Annotated in this window: 14 protein-coding genes and 1 pseudogene; 3 read left to right on the forward strand and 12 right to left on the reverse strand. The window is 62.4% G+C overall.

What is annotated here, in order from left to right:
* The 6 genes from EN964_RS06480 to EN964_RS06505 form a co-directional block, all read right to left on the reverse strand.
* Positions 1-865 (reverse strand): NAD(P)-dependent oxidoreductase (locus EN964_RS06480; protein WP_164775745.1); only part of this gene is annotated, 865 nt, incomplete at its 3' end.
* A complete protein-coding gene (locus EN964_RS06485; RefSeq protein WP_127269010.1) occupies positions 855-1,793 on the reverse strand; it encodes an NAD(P)-dependent oxidoreductase in 939 nt (312 codons plus the stop codon). The genes EN964_RS06480 and EN964_RS06485, both read right to left, overlap by 11 nt.
* Positions 1,765-2,649 (reverse strand): amidohydrolase, encoded by an 885-nt coding sequence (locus EN964_RS06490; RefSeq protein WP_127273113.1) that lies wholly within the window; start codon positions 2,647-2,649, stop codon positions 1,765-1,767. The genes EN964_RS06485 and EN964_RS06490 overlap by 29 nt, the downstream gene beginning before the upstream one ends.
* 102 nt (positions 2,650-2,751) lie before the next feature.
* Positions 2,752-4,059, reverse strand: a complete 1,308-nt coding sequence (hisD, locus tag EN964_RS06495) for a histidinol dehydrogenase (RefSeq protein WP_024505473.1) — start codon at positions 4,057-4,059, stop codon at positions 2,752-2,754.
* Positions 4,056-5,078 (reverse strand): 3-hydroxyisobutyrate dehydrogenase, encoded by a 1,023-nt coding sequence (gene mmsB, locus EN964_RS06500; protein ID WP_306663759.1) that lies wholly within the window; start codon positions 5,076-5,078, stop codon positions 4,056-4,058. Before mmsB ends, hisD begins: the two co-directional genes overlap by 4 nt.
* Positions 5,002-6,417 (reverse strand): aldehyde dehydrogenase family protein, encoded by a 1,416-nt coding sequence (locus EN964_RS06505; RefSeq protein WP_206528698.1) that lies wholly within the window; start codon positions 6,415-6,417, stop codon positions 5,002-5,004. Before EN964_RS06505 ends, mmsB begins: the two co-directional genes overlap by 77 nt.
* A 182-nt stretch (positions 6,418-6,599) precedes the next feature.
* On the opposite strand from EN964_RS06505, the gene EN964_RS06510 reads away from it, so the two are divergent.
* The 3 genes from EN964_RS06510 to EN964_RS06520 all read left to right on the forward strand — a co-directional run bounded on the left by EN964_RS06510 (position 6,600) and on the right by EN964_RS06520 (position 9,482).
* A complete protein-coding gene (locus tag EN964_RS06510) occupies positions 6,600-7,598 on the forward strand; it encodes a 4-hydroxythreonine-4-phosphate dehydrogenase PdxA (protein WP_127269667.1) in 999 nt (332 codons plus the stop codon).
* Between the two features lie 37 nt (positions 7,599-7,635).
* On the forward strand, positions 7,636-8,637 hold the full coding sequence (locus EN964_RS06515; RefSeq protein ID WP_024505477.1) for a LacI family DNA-binding transcriptional regulator: 1,002 nt from the start codon (positions 7,636-7,638) through the stop codon (positions 8,635-8,637).
* A gap of 77 nt (positions 8,638-8,714) precedes the next feature.
* On the forward strand, positions 8,715-9,482 hold the full coding sequence (locus EN964_RS06520; protein WP_127269669.1) for an SDR family NAD(P)-dependent oxidoreductase: 768 nt from the start codon (positions 8,715-8,717) through the stop codon (positions 9,480-9,482).
* Between the two features lie 148 nt (positions 9,483-9,630).
* Here the strand turns inward: EN964_RS06520 and EN964_RS06525 are convergent, their stop codons facing one another.
* The 6 genes and pseudogenes from EN964_RS06525 to EN964_RS37570 form a co-directional block, all read right to left on the reverse strand.
* Positions 9,631-10,641 carry an ABC transporter permease gene (locus tag EN964_RS06525; protein ID WP_164748729.1) on the reverse strand — a complete coding sequence of 337 codons (1,011 nt, stop codon included), beginning with the start codon at positions 10,639-10,641 and terminating at the stop codon, positions 9,631-9,633.
* 24 nt (positions 10,642-10,665) lie between these two features.
* Complete coding sequence (locus tag EN964_RS06530; RefSeq protein ID WP_127269673.1) at positions 10,666-11,649, reverse strand: ABC transporter permease; 984 nt, start codon at positions 11,647-11,649, stop codon at positions 10,666-10,668.
* Positions 11,646-13,199: a sugar ABC transporter ATP-binding protein gene (locus EN964_RS06535; RefSeq protein WP_127269675.1), complete on the reverse strand. Its 1,554-nt coding sequence runs from the start codon at positions 13,197-13,199 to the stop codon at positions 11,646-11,648. The genes EN964_RS06530 and EN964_RS06535 overlap by 4 nt, the downstream gene beginning before the upstream one ends.
* Positions 13,200-13,283: 84 nt before the next feature.
* A complete protein-coding gene (locus EN964_RS06540; RefSeq protein ID WP_024504867.1) occupies positions 13,284-14,525 on the reverse strand; it encodes a sugar ABC transporter substrate-binding protein in 1,242 nt (413 codons plus the stop codon).
* 426 nt (positions 14,526-14,951) lie between these two features.
* Complete coding sequence (locus EN964_RS06545; protein WP_127268070.1) at positions 14,952-15,665, reverse strand: HAD-IA family hydrolase; 714 nt, start codon at positions 15,663-15,665, stop codon at positions 14,952-14,954.
* 210 nt (positions 15,666-15,875) lie between these two features.
* Positions 15,876-16,129: pseudogene (locus tag EN964_RS37570) on the reverse strand (L-idonate 5-dehydrogenase); the annotation flags it as partial.

The following is a 16,129-nucleotide window of genomic DNA, read 5'->3' on the forward strand; positions in this document are numbered from 1 at the left end:
CGATGAGGGCCGCGATGCGCGAGCAATCGGCATCGGCCATGCCTTGCGTCATGGCGAACTGCCAGAACTGGCGAACGTTGGCGCCGAGCCACATCGGCACGCCCATGCGCTCCGCTTCCTGCATGCAGAGCGTCACGTCCTTGTGCATCAGCTCGGTGCGAAAATTCTGGTCGTAGCGGCGTGTCACCACATGCTTTGGATAGGCGATCTCCGACACCCAGGACCGGCCGGAGCCGGCATTGATGATCCGGAACAGATCCTCGGGCTCGATGCCGCCCTTTTCGGCGAACGCCAGCGCCTCGCCGACGATCACCATGTTGGTTGCGGTGAGAAGATTATTGGCGAGCTTGAGGATCTGTGCCTTGCCCACTTCGGGGCCGAGATGAACAAAGGTCTTGGCAAATGTCGCCAGGAAAGGCCGTGCCCGTTCCAAGGTGTGCTCCGACCCCGAAGCCATGACCGCCAGCGTCTCGTTGCGGACGCCTATCGGTCCTCCGCTGACAGGCGCATCCAGCACCGATACGCCGCGCCCCGCCATCGCATCGCCGACCTTGCGCGCCATTGTCGGGCCGGTGGTCGAGAGGTCGATATAGTGCTTGATGCGTTTGCCATGGATAAGGCCTGCCTCGCCCAGCGCGACGGCCTCGACGATCGGCGCGTTTGGCAGGCTGACGAAGACCGTCTCGACCGCATTGGCGACCGCGGCGGCGCTGTCTTGCCGCTTTGCTCCCTGCGCGACAAGCACGTCGACGGCCGCAGCGTTGGTATCGAAGATGTGGACGTCGAGCTGGGCTGCTAGAGCCTTGCTGACCATGGGCATGCCCATTGCACCGAGACCGACGAATCCGTAAGAATTACTGGGCACGCGCGCTCTCCCCGATCGCTGTAAGATGTGACGGCGCGCCTTCGTAGAGGCGATAGATGCCGGTGCCGTCGATGTCGCCGTGGCCGGCGGTGATAAGCAGACGAAAGAGCTGGGCGGCTTGGCCGGACATTGGGGTTGCCGTGCCCGAACTACGGGCGAGCTCCTGCACCATGTCGAGGTCTTTCAGCAGCTGACGCGCATAGGCCCGCGGCGCGAAATCATGTGCGGCGATACGTGGATAGAGCTGTTGCATCAGAACGCCGTCGGCATGGCCGTATTTCACGCATTCGGGCAGCAGCGCAGCATCCATTCCTGCCGCTTCAGCGAGGCGCACGGCTTCGGCCAGAACAGCATAATTCGTGCCGACCACGAGCTGCGCGATCATCTTGGCAACCGAACCCATGCCTGTCTGTCCGACATGGGTGAACTGCCGGCCGACGTCCTGGATTAAGGAACGGATGCGTGCGATCGCCCAATCCGAGCCGCCGGCCATGATCGTCAGATTGCCTTCGCCTGCCGCCGAGGGACCACCCGAAACCGGAGCGTCGATCCATTCGCATCCCGTGGCCGCTTGGACGCGCCAACCGATGGACCGGCAGAAATCCGGCGACACGGTTGAGAAATCCACCACGATCTGCGGTGACAGCAGAGCATCCGACAGGCCCGCTTGGCCAAACACCACGGTTTCGACTGCCGCCTGCGACGGCAGGTTGAGGAGCACGAGATCCGCGTCCTCGACACAGTCTTTTGGCGACGCAGCGCCAACTGCACCCGAAGCCATAGCCGCAGCTTGCCGGCCGGCATCGGCGTCGAAGACTCGTAGCTTGTAGCCAAGCCCTGCAAGGCGCGCGGCCATGGGTCCGCCCATCAGGCCGACGCCGATATAGGCAAGGCGCGGCTTACCGGATGTCATAGAATTGGACCGCATTGTCGTGGAACAGGCGCTTTTGCGCTTCAGGTCCGAGATCCGCCGTGATCTCCTTGTAGCCACCAAAGATCTTATCGAGCGTGCCGCACACACTGTCGACCGGGAAATTGCTCCCGAACAGGCAGCGCTCGACGCCGTAAATCTCGATGATCGACCTCACGATGTCGCGGTTGTTGGCGACCGTCCAAGGCTGGCCAGGCAGGCCGATGCCGGAGATCTTCACTGCCACGTTGGGCCGCTTGGCGAATTCGGTCATTGCCGCCTTCCAGCCGGCAATCCCCTCGGCACTGCGATCGGCCGGCAGCCCTGAATGCAGCAGGATGATCTGCGTCTGCGGGAAGCGGTCGGCGAGCGTGCACGCCTCGTGCAGATGCCACCATGGTGTCTGCAGATCGAACCGCAAACCATAGCTGGACAGCATGGCGAAACCTTCGACCCAATGCGGGTCGACCATGCTGCCTGGAGCGGCTGAGCCGGGCTTGGGATTGGATTTCGGCCTGTGACGCAGGCCGCGTACGAAGTCGAAACCGGCCAGCCGCTCCAGCACCCGGGCGCGGTCGTCCCGGTCGAGCCATGCCTGGCCGACAGCGACGTTAGGCCACCCCGTCTCACGACGAAGGGAGGCGATATAATCCATCTCGCCGATTGGATCATTCGGATCCCACTCGGCTTCGATATAGACCGTCTTGACAACGTGGTGGCCGACAGCGTCCCGCTTGTAATCGGCCGGCAGATACGGCCGGCATATCGAGGAGTAGTCGCCATAGCGGAATGGGATCAGCGGCCGATCGTTGAGCCACGGATAATAGTTCTGCTCGGGATTCCAGAAGTGGACGTGAGCATCCACCATCGGCATATCAGTCACGTCTGTCTCCTCTCCGTCTCGGGACGACCCGTCTCAGATTGGATGCCAGCTCCTCATCCGGCATCCGCAGTCGTCGCCGCGATTTATCGCGATTTATTCAGCGGCGGCCGCATAGGGGACGTTGCGCCCGCCATAGCGACGGACACGAACGTTTGCCTGCTCGGCATGGCCGGCGAACCCTTCAAGTATGCAAAGGCGCGAACAGTATTCGCCGATCATTGCCGAGGCCTCATCGGTCAGGACGCGTTGATAGGTAACGGTCTTCAGGAACTTGCCGACCCAAAGGCCGCCGGTGTAACGGGCGGCTCCCGCCGTCGGCAGCGTGTGGTTGGTTCCAATCACCTTGTCGCCATAGGCGACATTGGTTCGCGGCCCGAGAAACAGCGCCCCGTAGTTCGTCATCCGCTCGAGGAAGATATCGGGATCGCGTGTCATGACCTGCACATGTTCCGATGCGATGCGGTTTGCTTCACCGACCATTTCGTCCTCTGTCGAACACAGGATCACCTGGCCATAATCCTCCCATGCGCGACGGGCGACGACGGCAGTCGGCAGGATATTCAGCAGCCTTTCGACCTCTGCGATCGTGGCTTTGGCGAGGGCCTCTGAATTGGTCAGCAAGACTGCCGGTGAGTTGGGACCATGCTCGGCTTGGCCGAGGAGATCGGTCGCGCATAGCTCGGCGTCGACGCTGTCATCGGCAATGACCAGGGTTTCCGTCGGACCGGCGAAGAGATCGATGCCGACCTGCCCATAGAGCTGGCGCTTGGCTTCCGCCACAAAGGCGTTGCCTGGACCGACCAGCATGGCAACGGACTGGATGCTTTGTGTGCCCAGTGCCATGGCGGCTACGGCCTGCACACCGCCGAGACAATAGATTTCATCCGCGCCTGCCAGGTGCTGGGCCGCAACGATCGCCGCGGCAGGGCGCCCCTCGTAAGGCGGCGCAGCCGTGAAGATGCGCGGCACGCCGGCAACCTTGGCCGTAATGACCGACATATGGGCCGAAGCCAGCAATGGATATTTTCCGCCTGGCACATAGCAGCCGACGGACTGAACGGGGATGTTCTTGTGCCCAAGAACAACGCCCGGCAGGGTTTCGATCTCGATATCGCGCAACGCTTCGCGCTGATGCTGCGCGAAGTTGCGAACCTGTTCCTGCGCGAAGCGGATGTCGCTCAGGTTCTGTTCGGACAGTTCCGCAAGGCAGGCGCGTATTTCCGCATCGGTCAGGCGAAAATCCTTGCGGTCCCATTTGTCGAAGCGGATCGAAAGCTCGCGCACCGCAACATCGCCACGCGCACGGACATCTGCGATGATGCCCTCTACAGTGGCTCTGACGGTGGCCTGATCGGCTGCCACGGCGCTCGGGTCGCGCCCCTCTTTGAGTTTGCGGATCACTTGGTCGCCCCTTCCGTCGTCCTGCCTTCTAAGTAGCTGTCGAGATCGAGCGCCAGTTTGATGATGCTCGAATAGTCCTCGCCGGCATGTCCATTCTGGCAATGGATGGCGAAGAGCTCTGTTGCCAGATTTCCCATCGCTGCCAGGACTTTCGAGCTGTTCGCCAGTTCCTTGGCGAGCCGCATGTCCTTCAACTGGAAATCCGAGCGGAAACCGCCGGCAAAACCGTTGGCAGAGGGCACATTCTCCATCAGGCCCGGGAATGGGTGATAGCGCTCGAGCGCGTAGTTGTTGCCCGAGGAGTTGCGCATCACATCGCTGAGGATTGCTGGGTCGAGACCATTGGCGACACCGAGTGCCAGCGCCTCGACAGTTCCCGCCATGCATATTCCGGACAGAATGTTGTTGCAGAGCTTCGCCGTGTGGCCCGCTCCCGAAGCCCCGACATGATAGATGCGCTGTCCCATTGCTTCCAGCAGAGGGCGGGCATGCTCGACATCCGTGGCCTCGCCGCCGACCATGAAAGTCAAAGTGCCGGAATGGGCGCGCGGCGTCCCGCCTGAAACCGGTGCATCGATCATGCGCCGGCCGGCGGCGCGGGCGGCAGCGGCGATTTCCACGGTGACGGTCGATGAAATCGTGCTGCTATCCATCAAGAGCGCACCCTTGCGGGATGCCGCGATGACACCCGACGCTCCAAGATAGACGTCGCGGACATTGTCTCCGGTCGGAAGCATGGTGATAACCACATCGGCCGATGAAGCCGCCTCGGCGGCGGAGGTGGCACGTTTCACGCCCTGCTTCTCAGCCGCGTCCTGTGCGGCCGAAGACGGGTCGAAGCCAATGACTGGAAAGCCAGCTTGGACCAGATTGCGGGTCATTGGTTGACCCATATTGCCAAGTCCAAGGAAAGCGACGGTTTTCACTTGAGCATTCTCCCGGTCAGGCAGCCGACGTGTTGACGATGACGGTCTTCGACCAGGTGAAATGCTGGACCATGCTTGCCAGCGAGAGCTCACGTCCCATGCCGCTCATTTTCGTCCCCCCATATTCGATGTTGGCTTCCGCGACGGCAAACTGGTTGACCTGCACGAAGCCGGCGTCGATGCGCGACACGAAGTCGAACGCCGCCGGGAGGTTTTCCGTGAAAATCGTTGCCGCGAGGCCGTAAGGCGTGTCGTTGGCTTCCTGCAGCACGGTCTCGAAATCGGTAAAGCGTGAGACAGTCGCGACCGGCCCGAAGATCTCGTCACGGCAAACGGGTGAGCTTGCGGGAACGCCCTCGATCAGCGTCGTCGAGTAGTAATAACCCTTGTCCAGACCTTCGGGACGCTGGCCGCCGCAAAGGATACGGGCGCCCGGCGTCTGCCGCGCCATTTCGATATAGCGTTCGACACGATCGAACTGCTTGCGCGATACGATACAGCCCACCTGTGTCGCTTCATCCAGCGGGTTTCCAACCCGAAAAGACGGAATGCCGGCCAGGACGCGCTCGATCACCGCATCATAGATGGCGTCGTGGATATAGATCCGCGTACCGGCGGAACACGACTGGCCCTGACGCTGAAGCCGAAGCCCCTGCAGAATGCCACGCGCCGCGCGATCGACATTGGCATCAGCCAGGACGATGTTCGGATTCTTGCCACCGAGTTCGGCTGTGACTGGTATGATCTTGTCGGCGGCGTAGTGCATGATCAAGGCGCCGACGGCGCTCGATCCGGTGAAGCTGATCTTGCGTACAGCCGGATGTTGGCAAAGCAGGCGACCTGCTTCCTCGCCGAGCCCGGTGATTGCGTTCGCGACGCCGGGTGGCAGAACCGCCTGCAGCAGTTCGAACACCCGAAGCACTGCCAAGGGTGCTTGCTCGGCCGGCTTTAGCACGACGGTGTTGCCCGCGGCGAGTGCCGGGGCGATCTTGCTGGCAAGCTGCATCAGCGGTGCATTCCACGGAATGATCGCGCCAACGACTCCAAGCGCCTCGCGTCGCGTATAGAGCAGCCGGCCAGGATCGGGCGGATAGGTCTGGCCGTTGATCTCGCCGGCCAGGCCACCGAAATAACGCAGGATGTCGACCATGGTGCCGGCTTCATTGCGCGATTGGGTTGGAAGTGCGTTGCCAGTCTCCAGCGACGAGAGCCGGGCAATGTCTTCACGGAAGCCGTCGAGATGATCGGCTGCCCGCATGAGCAGGGCGCCGCGCTCTCTCGCCGGCGTTGCCGACCAAGACCGGAACGCAAGGGAAGCCGCATCCACCGCAGAATTGACATCCTCTATGCCGCAGCGTGGCGCAGAGCCGATGATCTCTTCGGTGGCGGGGTTCTCGATATCGAATTGCGCGGTTGTGAGCGCTTTTCTCAAGCCGCCGCCGCAGACGATCTGGCCCGAAAGTCGTCTCGCTTCCGTGGTTTGCGCGCCGATGCGCGCTTCAAGAGAGTCTGTTGCAAAGGCTTTCATATGAGATGGCTTCTGTCGTTTTTGATTGAGCATACGTATGCACTCTGTTAGACATTTGAAATGAGTTTGTCAAACAGGAGTGAGAAATGTCTGTGACAACAATCGGCCTCGTCGCGGGAGACCCATCCGGTGTCGGTCCGGAACTTTGCGCCAAATTGGTCAATGCAAAGGGGCGCCAGAGTGACCTTCGCGTTGCCGTCTTTTGTGGGAAAGGGAGCTTTCGCGACGGAATGCGAATCGCTGGACTCGATGCTGAAATCCCGGTCGTCGATGGCGTCTCATCAATTCCGGAGCGTGGCGGCGTGGCGCTGATTTCAGGTCTGGATCGAGGCGGCCACAAACCCGGTGTGGCGAGCGCGGAGGGCGGAACTGCCACGCTCGCGGCGCTGGAGAGTGCAGCAGACGCGGCCGGGGCAGGGCAGCTCGATGCGATTGTCTATGGTCCGCTCAACAAACAGGCGATGTGGCTGGCCGGTCACAAGGCGATCGACGAACTGCATTTTTTCTCAAATCGCCTCGGGGTTACTGGCTTCTGCTGCGAAATGAATAACCAGGGGGCTCTCTGGACGGCCCGCGTAACCTCGCATATCCCGCTTCGCGCCGTGGCCGACAACATCTCCGTGGAGTCCATCATTGCGGCCACGGTGGCCGGCGCCAGGGCGGTCGAATCATCAAGCGGCAAACGTGCGAGAATAGCCGTTGCCGGCCTTAACCCGCATTTGGGAGAAGGCGGCGCAATGGGCACTGAGGAGATCGAGATTATCCTCCCCGCTGTCGAAAGGCTAAAGGAGCTTGGATACGATGTCGCCGGCCTCTATCCGGCCGATACCGTCTTTCTGCGTGTGGGGCCGGAGAAGCTCGACTTGATCATCACCATGTTCCACGATCAGGGCCAGATCGCGCTGAAGACACTCGGTTTCACCAACACCTCGACCGTTCTTGGCGGATTGCCGCTGCCAATCGTTACCGCCTCGCAAGGAACAGCCTACGACATTGTTGGCCAAAATCGCGCCGACCCCGCCGGGCTGACAGCAGCGTTTGATCTCGCGCATCGTCTTGCTATTGCTGCGCGCAAGGCAGCATAACAGGCGCAAAAGCTGATTTGCGCAAAGGATCCAATGCATGAGACGGTCAACTTCGGTGGATGTCGCGCGGGAGGCTGGCGTATCGCAATCGACGGTGTCTCGCGCGCTCGCCGGCGACGGGAGGATTTCAGAGGAGACAAAGAAAAAGATTCGCAAGACGGCGGAGCGCTTGGGCTATACGCCAAATGGGATCGCGCGAAGCCTGCAGACGAAGAAGACGAATATGGTTGGCCTGATCATGGCCGATATCCTCAATCCGTTCTACCCGGCCGTCCTGGAAATCTACACCCAGAAGCTCAACGCCATGGGCAAGCAGCTCCTGTTGCTTTCCGTGCCCAAGGGTTTCGAAGTCGATGACGTGCTGCCATCGATGCTTCAGTACGAGATCGACGGTTTGATCGTCACGTCAGCTGTGTTGTCGTCGCGAATGCGCGACATCCTGCACAACAGGAACACTCGGGTGGTTTTGTTCAACCGCTCCGTCGACGACTTTTCGATCAATTCAGTGTGCTGCGAGAACAGGTCGGCTTCTATGGAAGTTGCCGCCCTTCTTGTTGCCGCAGGGCATAGGCGTATAGCCCTTATAGGGGGCCGCCCTGATACGTCGACCCACCGCGAACGTAGCGCCGGCTTTCAGGATGAATTGCGCCGCCATGGAGTCCAAATCATTGGCGAGCAATTCGGCGAAAACACCTATGGCGGGGGTTACAGGGCAGCGATCAATCTGCTGTCCGGCCCGACTCCCCCGGACGCCATCTTCTGTATCGCCGATGTCATGGCGCTTGGCGCGCTGGATGCCGCGCGCTTCGGGCTTGGGCTGAAAGTTCCGCGCGATGTTTCCATCGTGGGCTTCGATGACATTCCCTCGGCCGCCTGGCCGGCATACGACCTCACCACCTTCCGCCAGCCGATCGAGGCGATGGTGGGGCGGTCCCTGTCCCTGCTGTTTGATCCGGCAGACTTTCCACCAGCGGCTATTCGCATACCCGGCGAACTGATCATTCGCGGCTCTACCAACATTGGTCCTGCAACCGCCTGAGCTGATCAACGCCAGATACTAATTTAGCAAATACATATGCATACGTATTCTCAATTTGAGGAAATGGAGAGTGATTTATGGAGGAAAATCAAGTCGCGCCAAATTTCAGGCTGGACGGAAAACGGGCGCTTGTTACCGGAGCCGGGCGGGGGCTGGGACTGGCCGCCGCTCATGCGCTCGCCCACTTTGGTGCCGAGGTCGTTCTGGCCGCCCGCACATTGAGCGAGGTGGAGGCTGCCGCGGCCAATATCACTCGCGCGGGCGGACAAGCCGAAGCCATCGCTCTCGATATCCGGGACGTTTCGGCAGTGAGTGAAGCTGTTTCACACAGGCCGGCTTTTCACGTGCTGGTCAATAATGCCGGGATGAACCGCACCAACCCATTCCTTGACGTAACGCGGGCCGATTTCGACGACATCATCGGGCTCAACCTGCGCGCTTCCTTCTTTGTAGCGCAGATCGTCGCGCGGCGCATGGTCGAGCAAGGCGTGGGCGGAAGCATCATAAATATGTCGTCGCAGATGGGCCATGTCGGCGCCGCGACGCGCAGCGTCTACTGCGCCTCTAAATGGGCGATGGAGGGGATGACCAAGGCTACGGCAATAGATCTGGCTCCATACAAGATCCGTGTCAACACCGTCTGCCCGACGTTTGTCGAAACGCCGCTCGCTCAGAATTTTCTCAAGAATGAGGCCTTCAGGGCGGAGGTGCTGTCCAAGATAAAGCTTGGCCGCATCGGTCATGTCGACGACATAACCGGGGCGGTTGTCTTCCTGGCGTCCGATGCATCCTCTCTCATGACGGGATCGTCCATGATCATCGACGGCGGTTGGACTGCGGACTAAGAACCTGCTGGAGGGTCGCATGATCTGGATGCCGGACAGGCGAACCCCGGAATGAGAGCGCGATTTCAGGAACGGCGCTCGTAAGCCTTCGTGCCCGAGGTTTGGCGGGCGGTGTTCTGATCGGATCGGCGGCGAGCCGGGCGCGCCATCAGCGTCGCGAAAAGCCGTCGAGCATCACTGCGAAGATGATGATGGCGCCTTTCAGGATCGCCTGTTGGGCGGGTCCGACGCCAGTGATGCTCAACCCATTGTCGACGACGCCGATGATCAGCGTACCGAGCAGCACGCCGACGATGCTGCCCTTGCCGCCCGACAGGCTGACGCCGCCGATGGCAACCGCGGCGATCGTCGATAGTTCGAGGCCGGTCGTCTGCGCCATCGTGGCGCTCATGTAGCGCGACATGCTGATTACGGCGCCGATCGCATAGAAGCTGCCGGCAATGGCGAACACGATGATGCGCACGCGCACCACGCGCACGCCGCTGATGAAGGCCGATCGGGAATTGCCCCCAACGGCGTAGATTTCGGCCCCGAAAGCGGTCCGGTGCAGGACGAAATAGCTGAGCGCCACGATCGCGAAGAACAGGATGACCGGGTTGGGCACGTAGAGCAGGCTGCCCTGGCCGATGAAGGCAATGCTCGAGGGGATGCTGTCGACGAAGCCACTGCCGGTCACCTGATAGGCGAGCCCGACGCCGATTTGCCAGACGCCAAGCGTCACGATCAGGGATGGCAACCGCAGCCGTGCCACGAGGAAACCGTTGGCGGTGCCGAACGCGACGCCAACGAAGAGCATCACCGGGATGGCGAGAAGCGGAGAGATCGCGATGCCGAGAAGGCTGAATTGCGGGTTGGTGGTGACGAGGCTGCCGCCGACCATCAGCGTCACCGCCACGATGCCGCTCACCGAGAGATCGAGGCCTACCGTGAGCACCACGAACGCCTGCCCGCAGGCGGCAATGCCTCGGATGGACGACTGGATCAGCACGTTCGCGAGGTTTTCGGTGCCGATTGTGGCGCCGCGCGTGACGATTGCGAACCCCGCGATCAAGGCGGCGAGGATGAGCAGGCGCACGAAGTCGTCGCTGGTCAGTACGCCGAAGCCAAAGCCTCGGCGGCCCGGCCCGGCATCCGCTTCCCGAAGTTGGTCGACGATCACTCTGGTTGCCTCCGCAATTGCATGTCAGGCCGTGATGCGGGTTGGCCGCTCGCGGCGGCGGAAGAATTCGATCGACACCGCCAGGATGATGACCGCACCTTTGACCGTGTTCTGGACGTCGGTGCTGGCGCCCATGGCGCCGAGGCCGCTGTCGATGACGGCGAGGATCAGTGTCCCTAACAACACGCCGAGCACGGTGCCGCGGCCGCCATAGATGCTGACGCCGCCGATCGCGACAGCGGCGATGCTGTCGAGCTGCAGCCCGCTCAGCGTCCTGATCGAGACCGACATCATCCGCGATTCGATCGACAGGGCGGCGAGTGCGACCATCAGTCCCGAGATCACGAAGACGAGGAACTGCACGCGCCGGACCTTGATGCCGGAGAGATACGCGCTGGCGGAATTGCCGCCGACGGCATAGATGGCTCGGCCGAAGGACGTGTGGCTGAGCACGAAATGCGCCAGCGCGAAGAGCAGGAGCATCTCAATGACCGGCACGGGCACGCCCCGGATCGAGCCCTGTCCCAGCATGCTAAGGCTCGAAGGCAGATCGGTGATCGTGTAGCCGCCGCCGACGAGTTGGGCGAGACCCAGGCCGATCTGCCACATGCCGAGCGTCGCGATCAGCGCGGGCACGCGCAGCCGCGCGACCAGCAGGCCGTTGACGGCGCCCATCACGATGCCGACGAGCAGGATAATGGCGATACCGACGGGAACTGGCCAAGGATCGCCGCCGACCATGTTGAGGTCGAAGCGGCTGGTCAGCGTGGAAGCGCCAAGTACGCTTGCGAAGACGCCGATGCCGTAGAGCGACACGTCGATGCCTCCCGTCAGGATGACAAAGGTCTGGCCGATAGCGGCTATGCCGATGATGGAACTCTGCAGCAGGATGTTGGACAGCCCGCGCGCACTGTAGGTAACGCCTCCGGTTAAGAGGCCGAACACGACGATCAGCGCCACGAGTATGAGCGCGCGCAGCACGTTGTCGTTGCGCAGGAAGCTCTTCATCCGTGCGCCTCCGGCACGCCAGCGATATCGGCGCCCTTGTCGCCGCGCACGAGCACCATTTCGAGCAAGTCGCGCTCGCTGACCCGATCGGGCGCGACTTCGCGTGTGATCCGGCCCTGCGCCATGATCAGGATGCGGTCCGACGCCACCATGATCTCGCGCATGTCGGATGACAGCAGCAAAACGCCGACGCCCCGCTCCCGCGCCTGGCGGCGGATGACGTCGTAGATCTCCTGGCGGGCGCCGACGTCGATACCCCGGGTCGGCTCGTCGAGAATGAAGAGCTTCGAACCGGCGGCGATCCACTTGCCGATGACCACCTTCTGCTGGTTGCCGCCGCTGAGCAGTCGCACGAGCTTGCCCGGTTCGCGCGGCCGCAGCCCCACATCGTCCATCACTCGGGCCACCAGGCCGCGCACCCGGCGGCCGACGAGCACGCCCGCAGTCGTCACTCGGCTCAGTGCCGGCAGCACCATGTTGAAGCCGACCGAGTGCTCCTGGACGATGCCTTCGGCCTGGCGATCCTCGCTGACGAAGCCGATGCCGAGCCGGCGCGCCTTGCTCGGCGTCATCGTGGCGACGTTCACCGCCACGCCATCGAAGTGAAGGCTGCCCTTGACACGGGTTCCGTCCGGCAGCGCACCGACGATGGCGCGCGCGAGTTCGCTCTTGCCCGCGCCGATCACGCCGGCGATGCCGACGATGGTGCCCTTCGCGATGGTCAGGTCGATTCCTTCGAACAGGCCGTCGGCGGAAAATCCGGAGAGTTCGAGGAGCCTGCCGGCGCCCGGTCCGGCCGCCTGCCGCAACGTTGATGTGCTGTCAACCGGCTTGCCGGTCATGCGCTCGACCAGCGTCGCCATGTCGATTTCGGCGATGCCGCAGCTCTTGACGACGGCGCCGTCGCGCAGGATCGTCACCCGGTCGGCGAGCGCGAAGACTTCTTCGAGTTTGTGCGAGATGTAGACGATGGCGACGCCGCGCTGCTTGAGCACCCTGACGAGGCCATAGAGATTGTCGATCTCGACGCGCGACAAGGCGGAGGACGGCTCATCCATGATGAAGACGGCCGGATCGTAGGAGAGGGCGCGCGCGATCTCCACTTCCTGCTGGTCGGCCACCTTCAGGTCGCCGACCGTGGCATCGGGCGACACTCTGCTGCCGAGCCGCTGCAGGATCTGCGCGGCCTCGCGGCGCGCCTTGGGCCAGTCGACCTTGCCCCAGCGGGCGGGCAGGCGGCCGAGAAGGATATTCTCGGTGACGCTCAGATACTGGACCAGGCCGAACTCCTGATAGACCATCGAGACGCCGTTGCGCTGCGCCTCGGATGGATTGGAAAACTGGGCCTGCTTGCTGCGCACCGTGTATTCGCCGCTGTCGGGCCGCAGCACGCCCATGAGGATCTTCATCAATGAGCTTTTGCCGGCGCCGTTCTCGCCGAGAAGGGCGTGGACCTCGCCGGCGCGCAATTCGAGCGCCACGTCCCTCAGAATCTTGATGCTCCCGAAGGACTTGGTGATGCCCACCATGCTCAGGACGATGTCACCCACGCGTGTCTCACCTGTTCCCTGGATACCGCCCGGCGTCTGTCGCGCGGTGGGATTGCAGCCACCCGCGCGACGAACGGATGCGCCTCAATAGCCGAGGAGGCTCTTGCGGTCGGCGAGCGTCGGGACGGGGAGGCCGATCTCCTTGGTGTCGAGGACTGGCCAGTAGTTCCACTTGCCGAGCGGCATGTCGGTGAAGGCGACGGTTCCGCCCCACATATGCGCTGCATCCGTGTCGATCGTCGCACCCGTCAGGAGCGGCATCGGCAGCAATACTCGGCGCGGCAGCTTGACCGTTCCGGAATTGGCATCGCCGTCGCCCAACGGCTGCTTGAGCACGGTGTGCCAGAGGAACTGCTTCACGACGACATCGATCTGGTGCCACGGGTTGTTCGACACCGTGAAGTCGAAGGTGCCGTCGCGCAAAGGTGCCAGCATCGCCTTGTCGATATCCTGGAGGATGACGACGACGTGGTTCGGATCGCCGGCGGGCGCCAGACGGTCGACGGAGCGCAGGCCCTCTGTGATGGCGCCGGCATCGCCGAACTGGGGATAGATGGCCTTGATGTCGGGATAGCGGGCAAAGGCATCCTGGATAGCCTTGATCACCGACTCCGGCTGGCCGGACGTGTCGACCGATTCGACGATCTCGACAGCGGGATCTCCCGCCAGCCCCAGACCGACGCCGTGGTGACGGGCCTGGCAGATCGGCAGGGCGCGTGCGCCCCAGATCTCCAGCACGCGATAAGGCTTCTCGGCGGTAGCGCCCGCCGTTTTGGCGAGTTCGGAGAATTTCACGCCGATCTGGCCGTTGCCTTCCATCGTGTCGGCATCATAGCCGGCAAAGCCGGTGAGCTTGTCGGTGTTGGCCGGAAGCACCCAGTTGTAGACGTCGATCCCGGATGCGATGGCCTTGTCGATGGTGGTGGCCATGGAGGTCGGGTCGATGGGATGCAGCACGATCGCGTCGTAGGCGTGCGTGGCGATGGCGTCTTCCATCAGGCGCGTCTGCGTCGGCACGTCGAATTCGGCCGAGCTCGTGGTGAAGGTCGCGCCGGCTTCCTCGAGCTGGGTCTGCAGGAGATGCTGCGCGATGACCTGGTAGTCGTCGCCCATCCACACCGGCAAATAGAGCACCTTGTAGGGCGACCCGTCCTGCTTGACGGCGATCCCCTTGTAAGGCTGCCACTGGACACGGCTCGGATCTATGAGACCCTTGATCTTGCCCCAGTCGGCCTCGGGTATGAAGTCCGGTCGCGCGGCTTCCTGGGCCGTCGCGGCAAATGCCAGGGACAGCGAGAATAAAGCTGCCGCTATATATTTCTTCATTGAATTCCTCCTCCAAACTCTTCCTGCCATTCGCGAATGCGGTACCTGGGGTACCGGCATTGCCTCCCTGCTGCGAAAGAAGACCTCCAATTCGTTTGCTGAAGCTATTCGGTGATAGGGGTGATGAACTATAGAAGCATGCAGCCGAACAAATATTGCCTGGAAGCACTGTCCTAAGGCAAATCCCCAACCGAAGTCCTAGCCGCCCCGGCAAGAGGGCTCAAATCGTTGTTCACCATGTCGGCATCGCGAACGGCGAGGAAACGGTGATATTCAGGTGGAGGGATGGCCGCGCTTTGTCGTCACCACGCCCTGCCTTCGCAATCGGGCCAGTGTTCTTCGACAAGCTCAGGATGAGGTAGGAAGCGGGCGAGCCTAGACCGACCGAGAAGGAGAATGCCGGCGCCATTGGCGCGACCGCCACCGTCAGGTGTCGAGCTTGGTGGCCATGTCCTCGATGTCGTCGGCGATGACATCCCAATCCGCCTCGGCGGCAAGGTCGATCGCTTGGTTGGGGCCGAATTCGGTGGGACGCAGGAAGAAGCCGGTCATCAAACCGTACTTGCGCGCGTTGGCGAGGTCGCCATTGTGCGCCGACGCCAGCATGACCTCGCCCGGTTCGAGATTGAGCAGCCGGGCGCTGCCCAGGTAGGTGTCGGGATGCGGCTTGAAGCGTGAGAACATGTCGGAGCCGAAGACCACGTCCCACGGCAGGTTCGCGCCCTTGGCCATGTCGACCAGCAGGCGCACGTTGCCGTTCGAAAGCGAGCCGACGATGTATTTGGTCTTCAGCCGCGTCAGGCCCGCCACGGCATCCGGCCAGGCCTTGAGGCGATGCCAGCCGAGGTTGATGTCGCGCAGGTCGTCCTCTCTGAAGCCGGTGACGCCAACATCGCGCATGGCCTCGTCGAGCAGTTCGCGATGCAGGTCGTCGAGGAGGCCGTAGTCCCGCGTGCCCGCGGTTACTTCATCGAGCATCCGGTGATAGCCGTGGCGCCATGCGTCGGCGACGGCGGCCCAGTCGCCGTTGACGCCGCGCTTGCCACCGAGTTCCTTCATTTCGGCGACCAGGCTGCCGCGCCAGTCCACCACGGATCCGAATGTGTCGAAGACGATGGCTACGGGTTTCTTGCTGGACATGGCGGTCTTCTCTTCGAATTTGGAAAAAGGGGAGCACCGGCGGGTTTCGCGGTGCGTGCTATGAGGCGCATCGTATCGAGGGTCTTCCTCCCATCGAAACTAACGGAGAGCCCGGCGAAGGAAAGTATCCGTTGGGCACCCCCCACCTCGCGGAACGTGGCGGCAGCCTGCGTCGCGCCGCGGAAGGCGATCGCCGCGCGACGACTGCGTTCAGGCGAAGGCGATCTGTACCTTGATGGCCCGGCTCTTGTCGCCTGCCAGCAGGAAGGCGTCATTGGCATCAGTGACCGGCATGGTCGCGCTGTGCAGCGGCGCCACGTCGATCCGGCCCGAACCAATGAGCTTGGCGGCGAGCGAAAACTCGCCGGCGAAGCGGAAGCTGCCGCGCAGCACCAGTTCCTTGCCGACTATGGTCGAGATCGGCAGTTCGGGGACGGCGCCCTGGCCGACGGGCACGATGGTGC

The organism is Mesorhizobium sp. M7A.F.Ca.CA.001.10.2.1, assembly GCF_003998575.1.
Classification (GTDB): Bacteria; Pseudomonadota; Alphaproteobacteria; order Rhizobiales; family Rhizobiaceae; genus Mesorhizobium.

Excerpts from the sequence above, each read along its gene's own strand:
- EN964_RS06485 (WP_127269010.1), bottom strand. The coding sequence starts at position 1,793 with ATGCGGTCCAATTCTATGACATCCGGTAAGCCGCGCCTTGCCTATATC.
- EN964_RS06490 (WP_127273113.1), bottom strand. The coding sequence starts at position 2,649 with ATGCCGATGGTGGATGCTCACGTCCACTTCTGGAATCCCGAGCAGAAC.
- EN964_RS06510 (WP_127269667.1), top strand. The coding sequence starts at position 6,600 with ATGTCTGTGACAACAATCGGCCTCGTCGCGGGAGACCCATCCGGTGTC.
- EN964_RS06515 (WP_024505477.1), top strand. The coding sequence starts at position 7,636 with ATGAGACGGTCAACTTCGGTGGATGTCGCGCGGGAGGCTGGCGTATCG.
- EN964_RS06520 (WP_127269669.1), top strand. The coding sequence starts at position 8,715 with ATGGAGGAAAATCAAGTCGCGCCAAATTTCAGGCTGGACGGAAAACGG.
- EN964_RS06530 (WP_127269673.1), bottom strand. The coding sequence starts at position 11,649 with ATGAAGAGCTTCCTGCGCAACGACAACGTGCTGCGCGCGCTCATACTC.
- EN964_RS06540 (WP_024504867.1), bottom strand. The coding sequence starts at position 14,525 with ATGAAGAAATATATAGCGGCAGCTTTATTCTCGCTGTCCCTGGCATTT.
- EN964_RS06545 (WP_127268070.1), bottom strand. The coding sequence starts at position 15,665 with ATGTCCAGCAAGAAACCCGTAGCCATCGTCTTCGACACATTCGGATCC.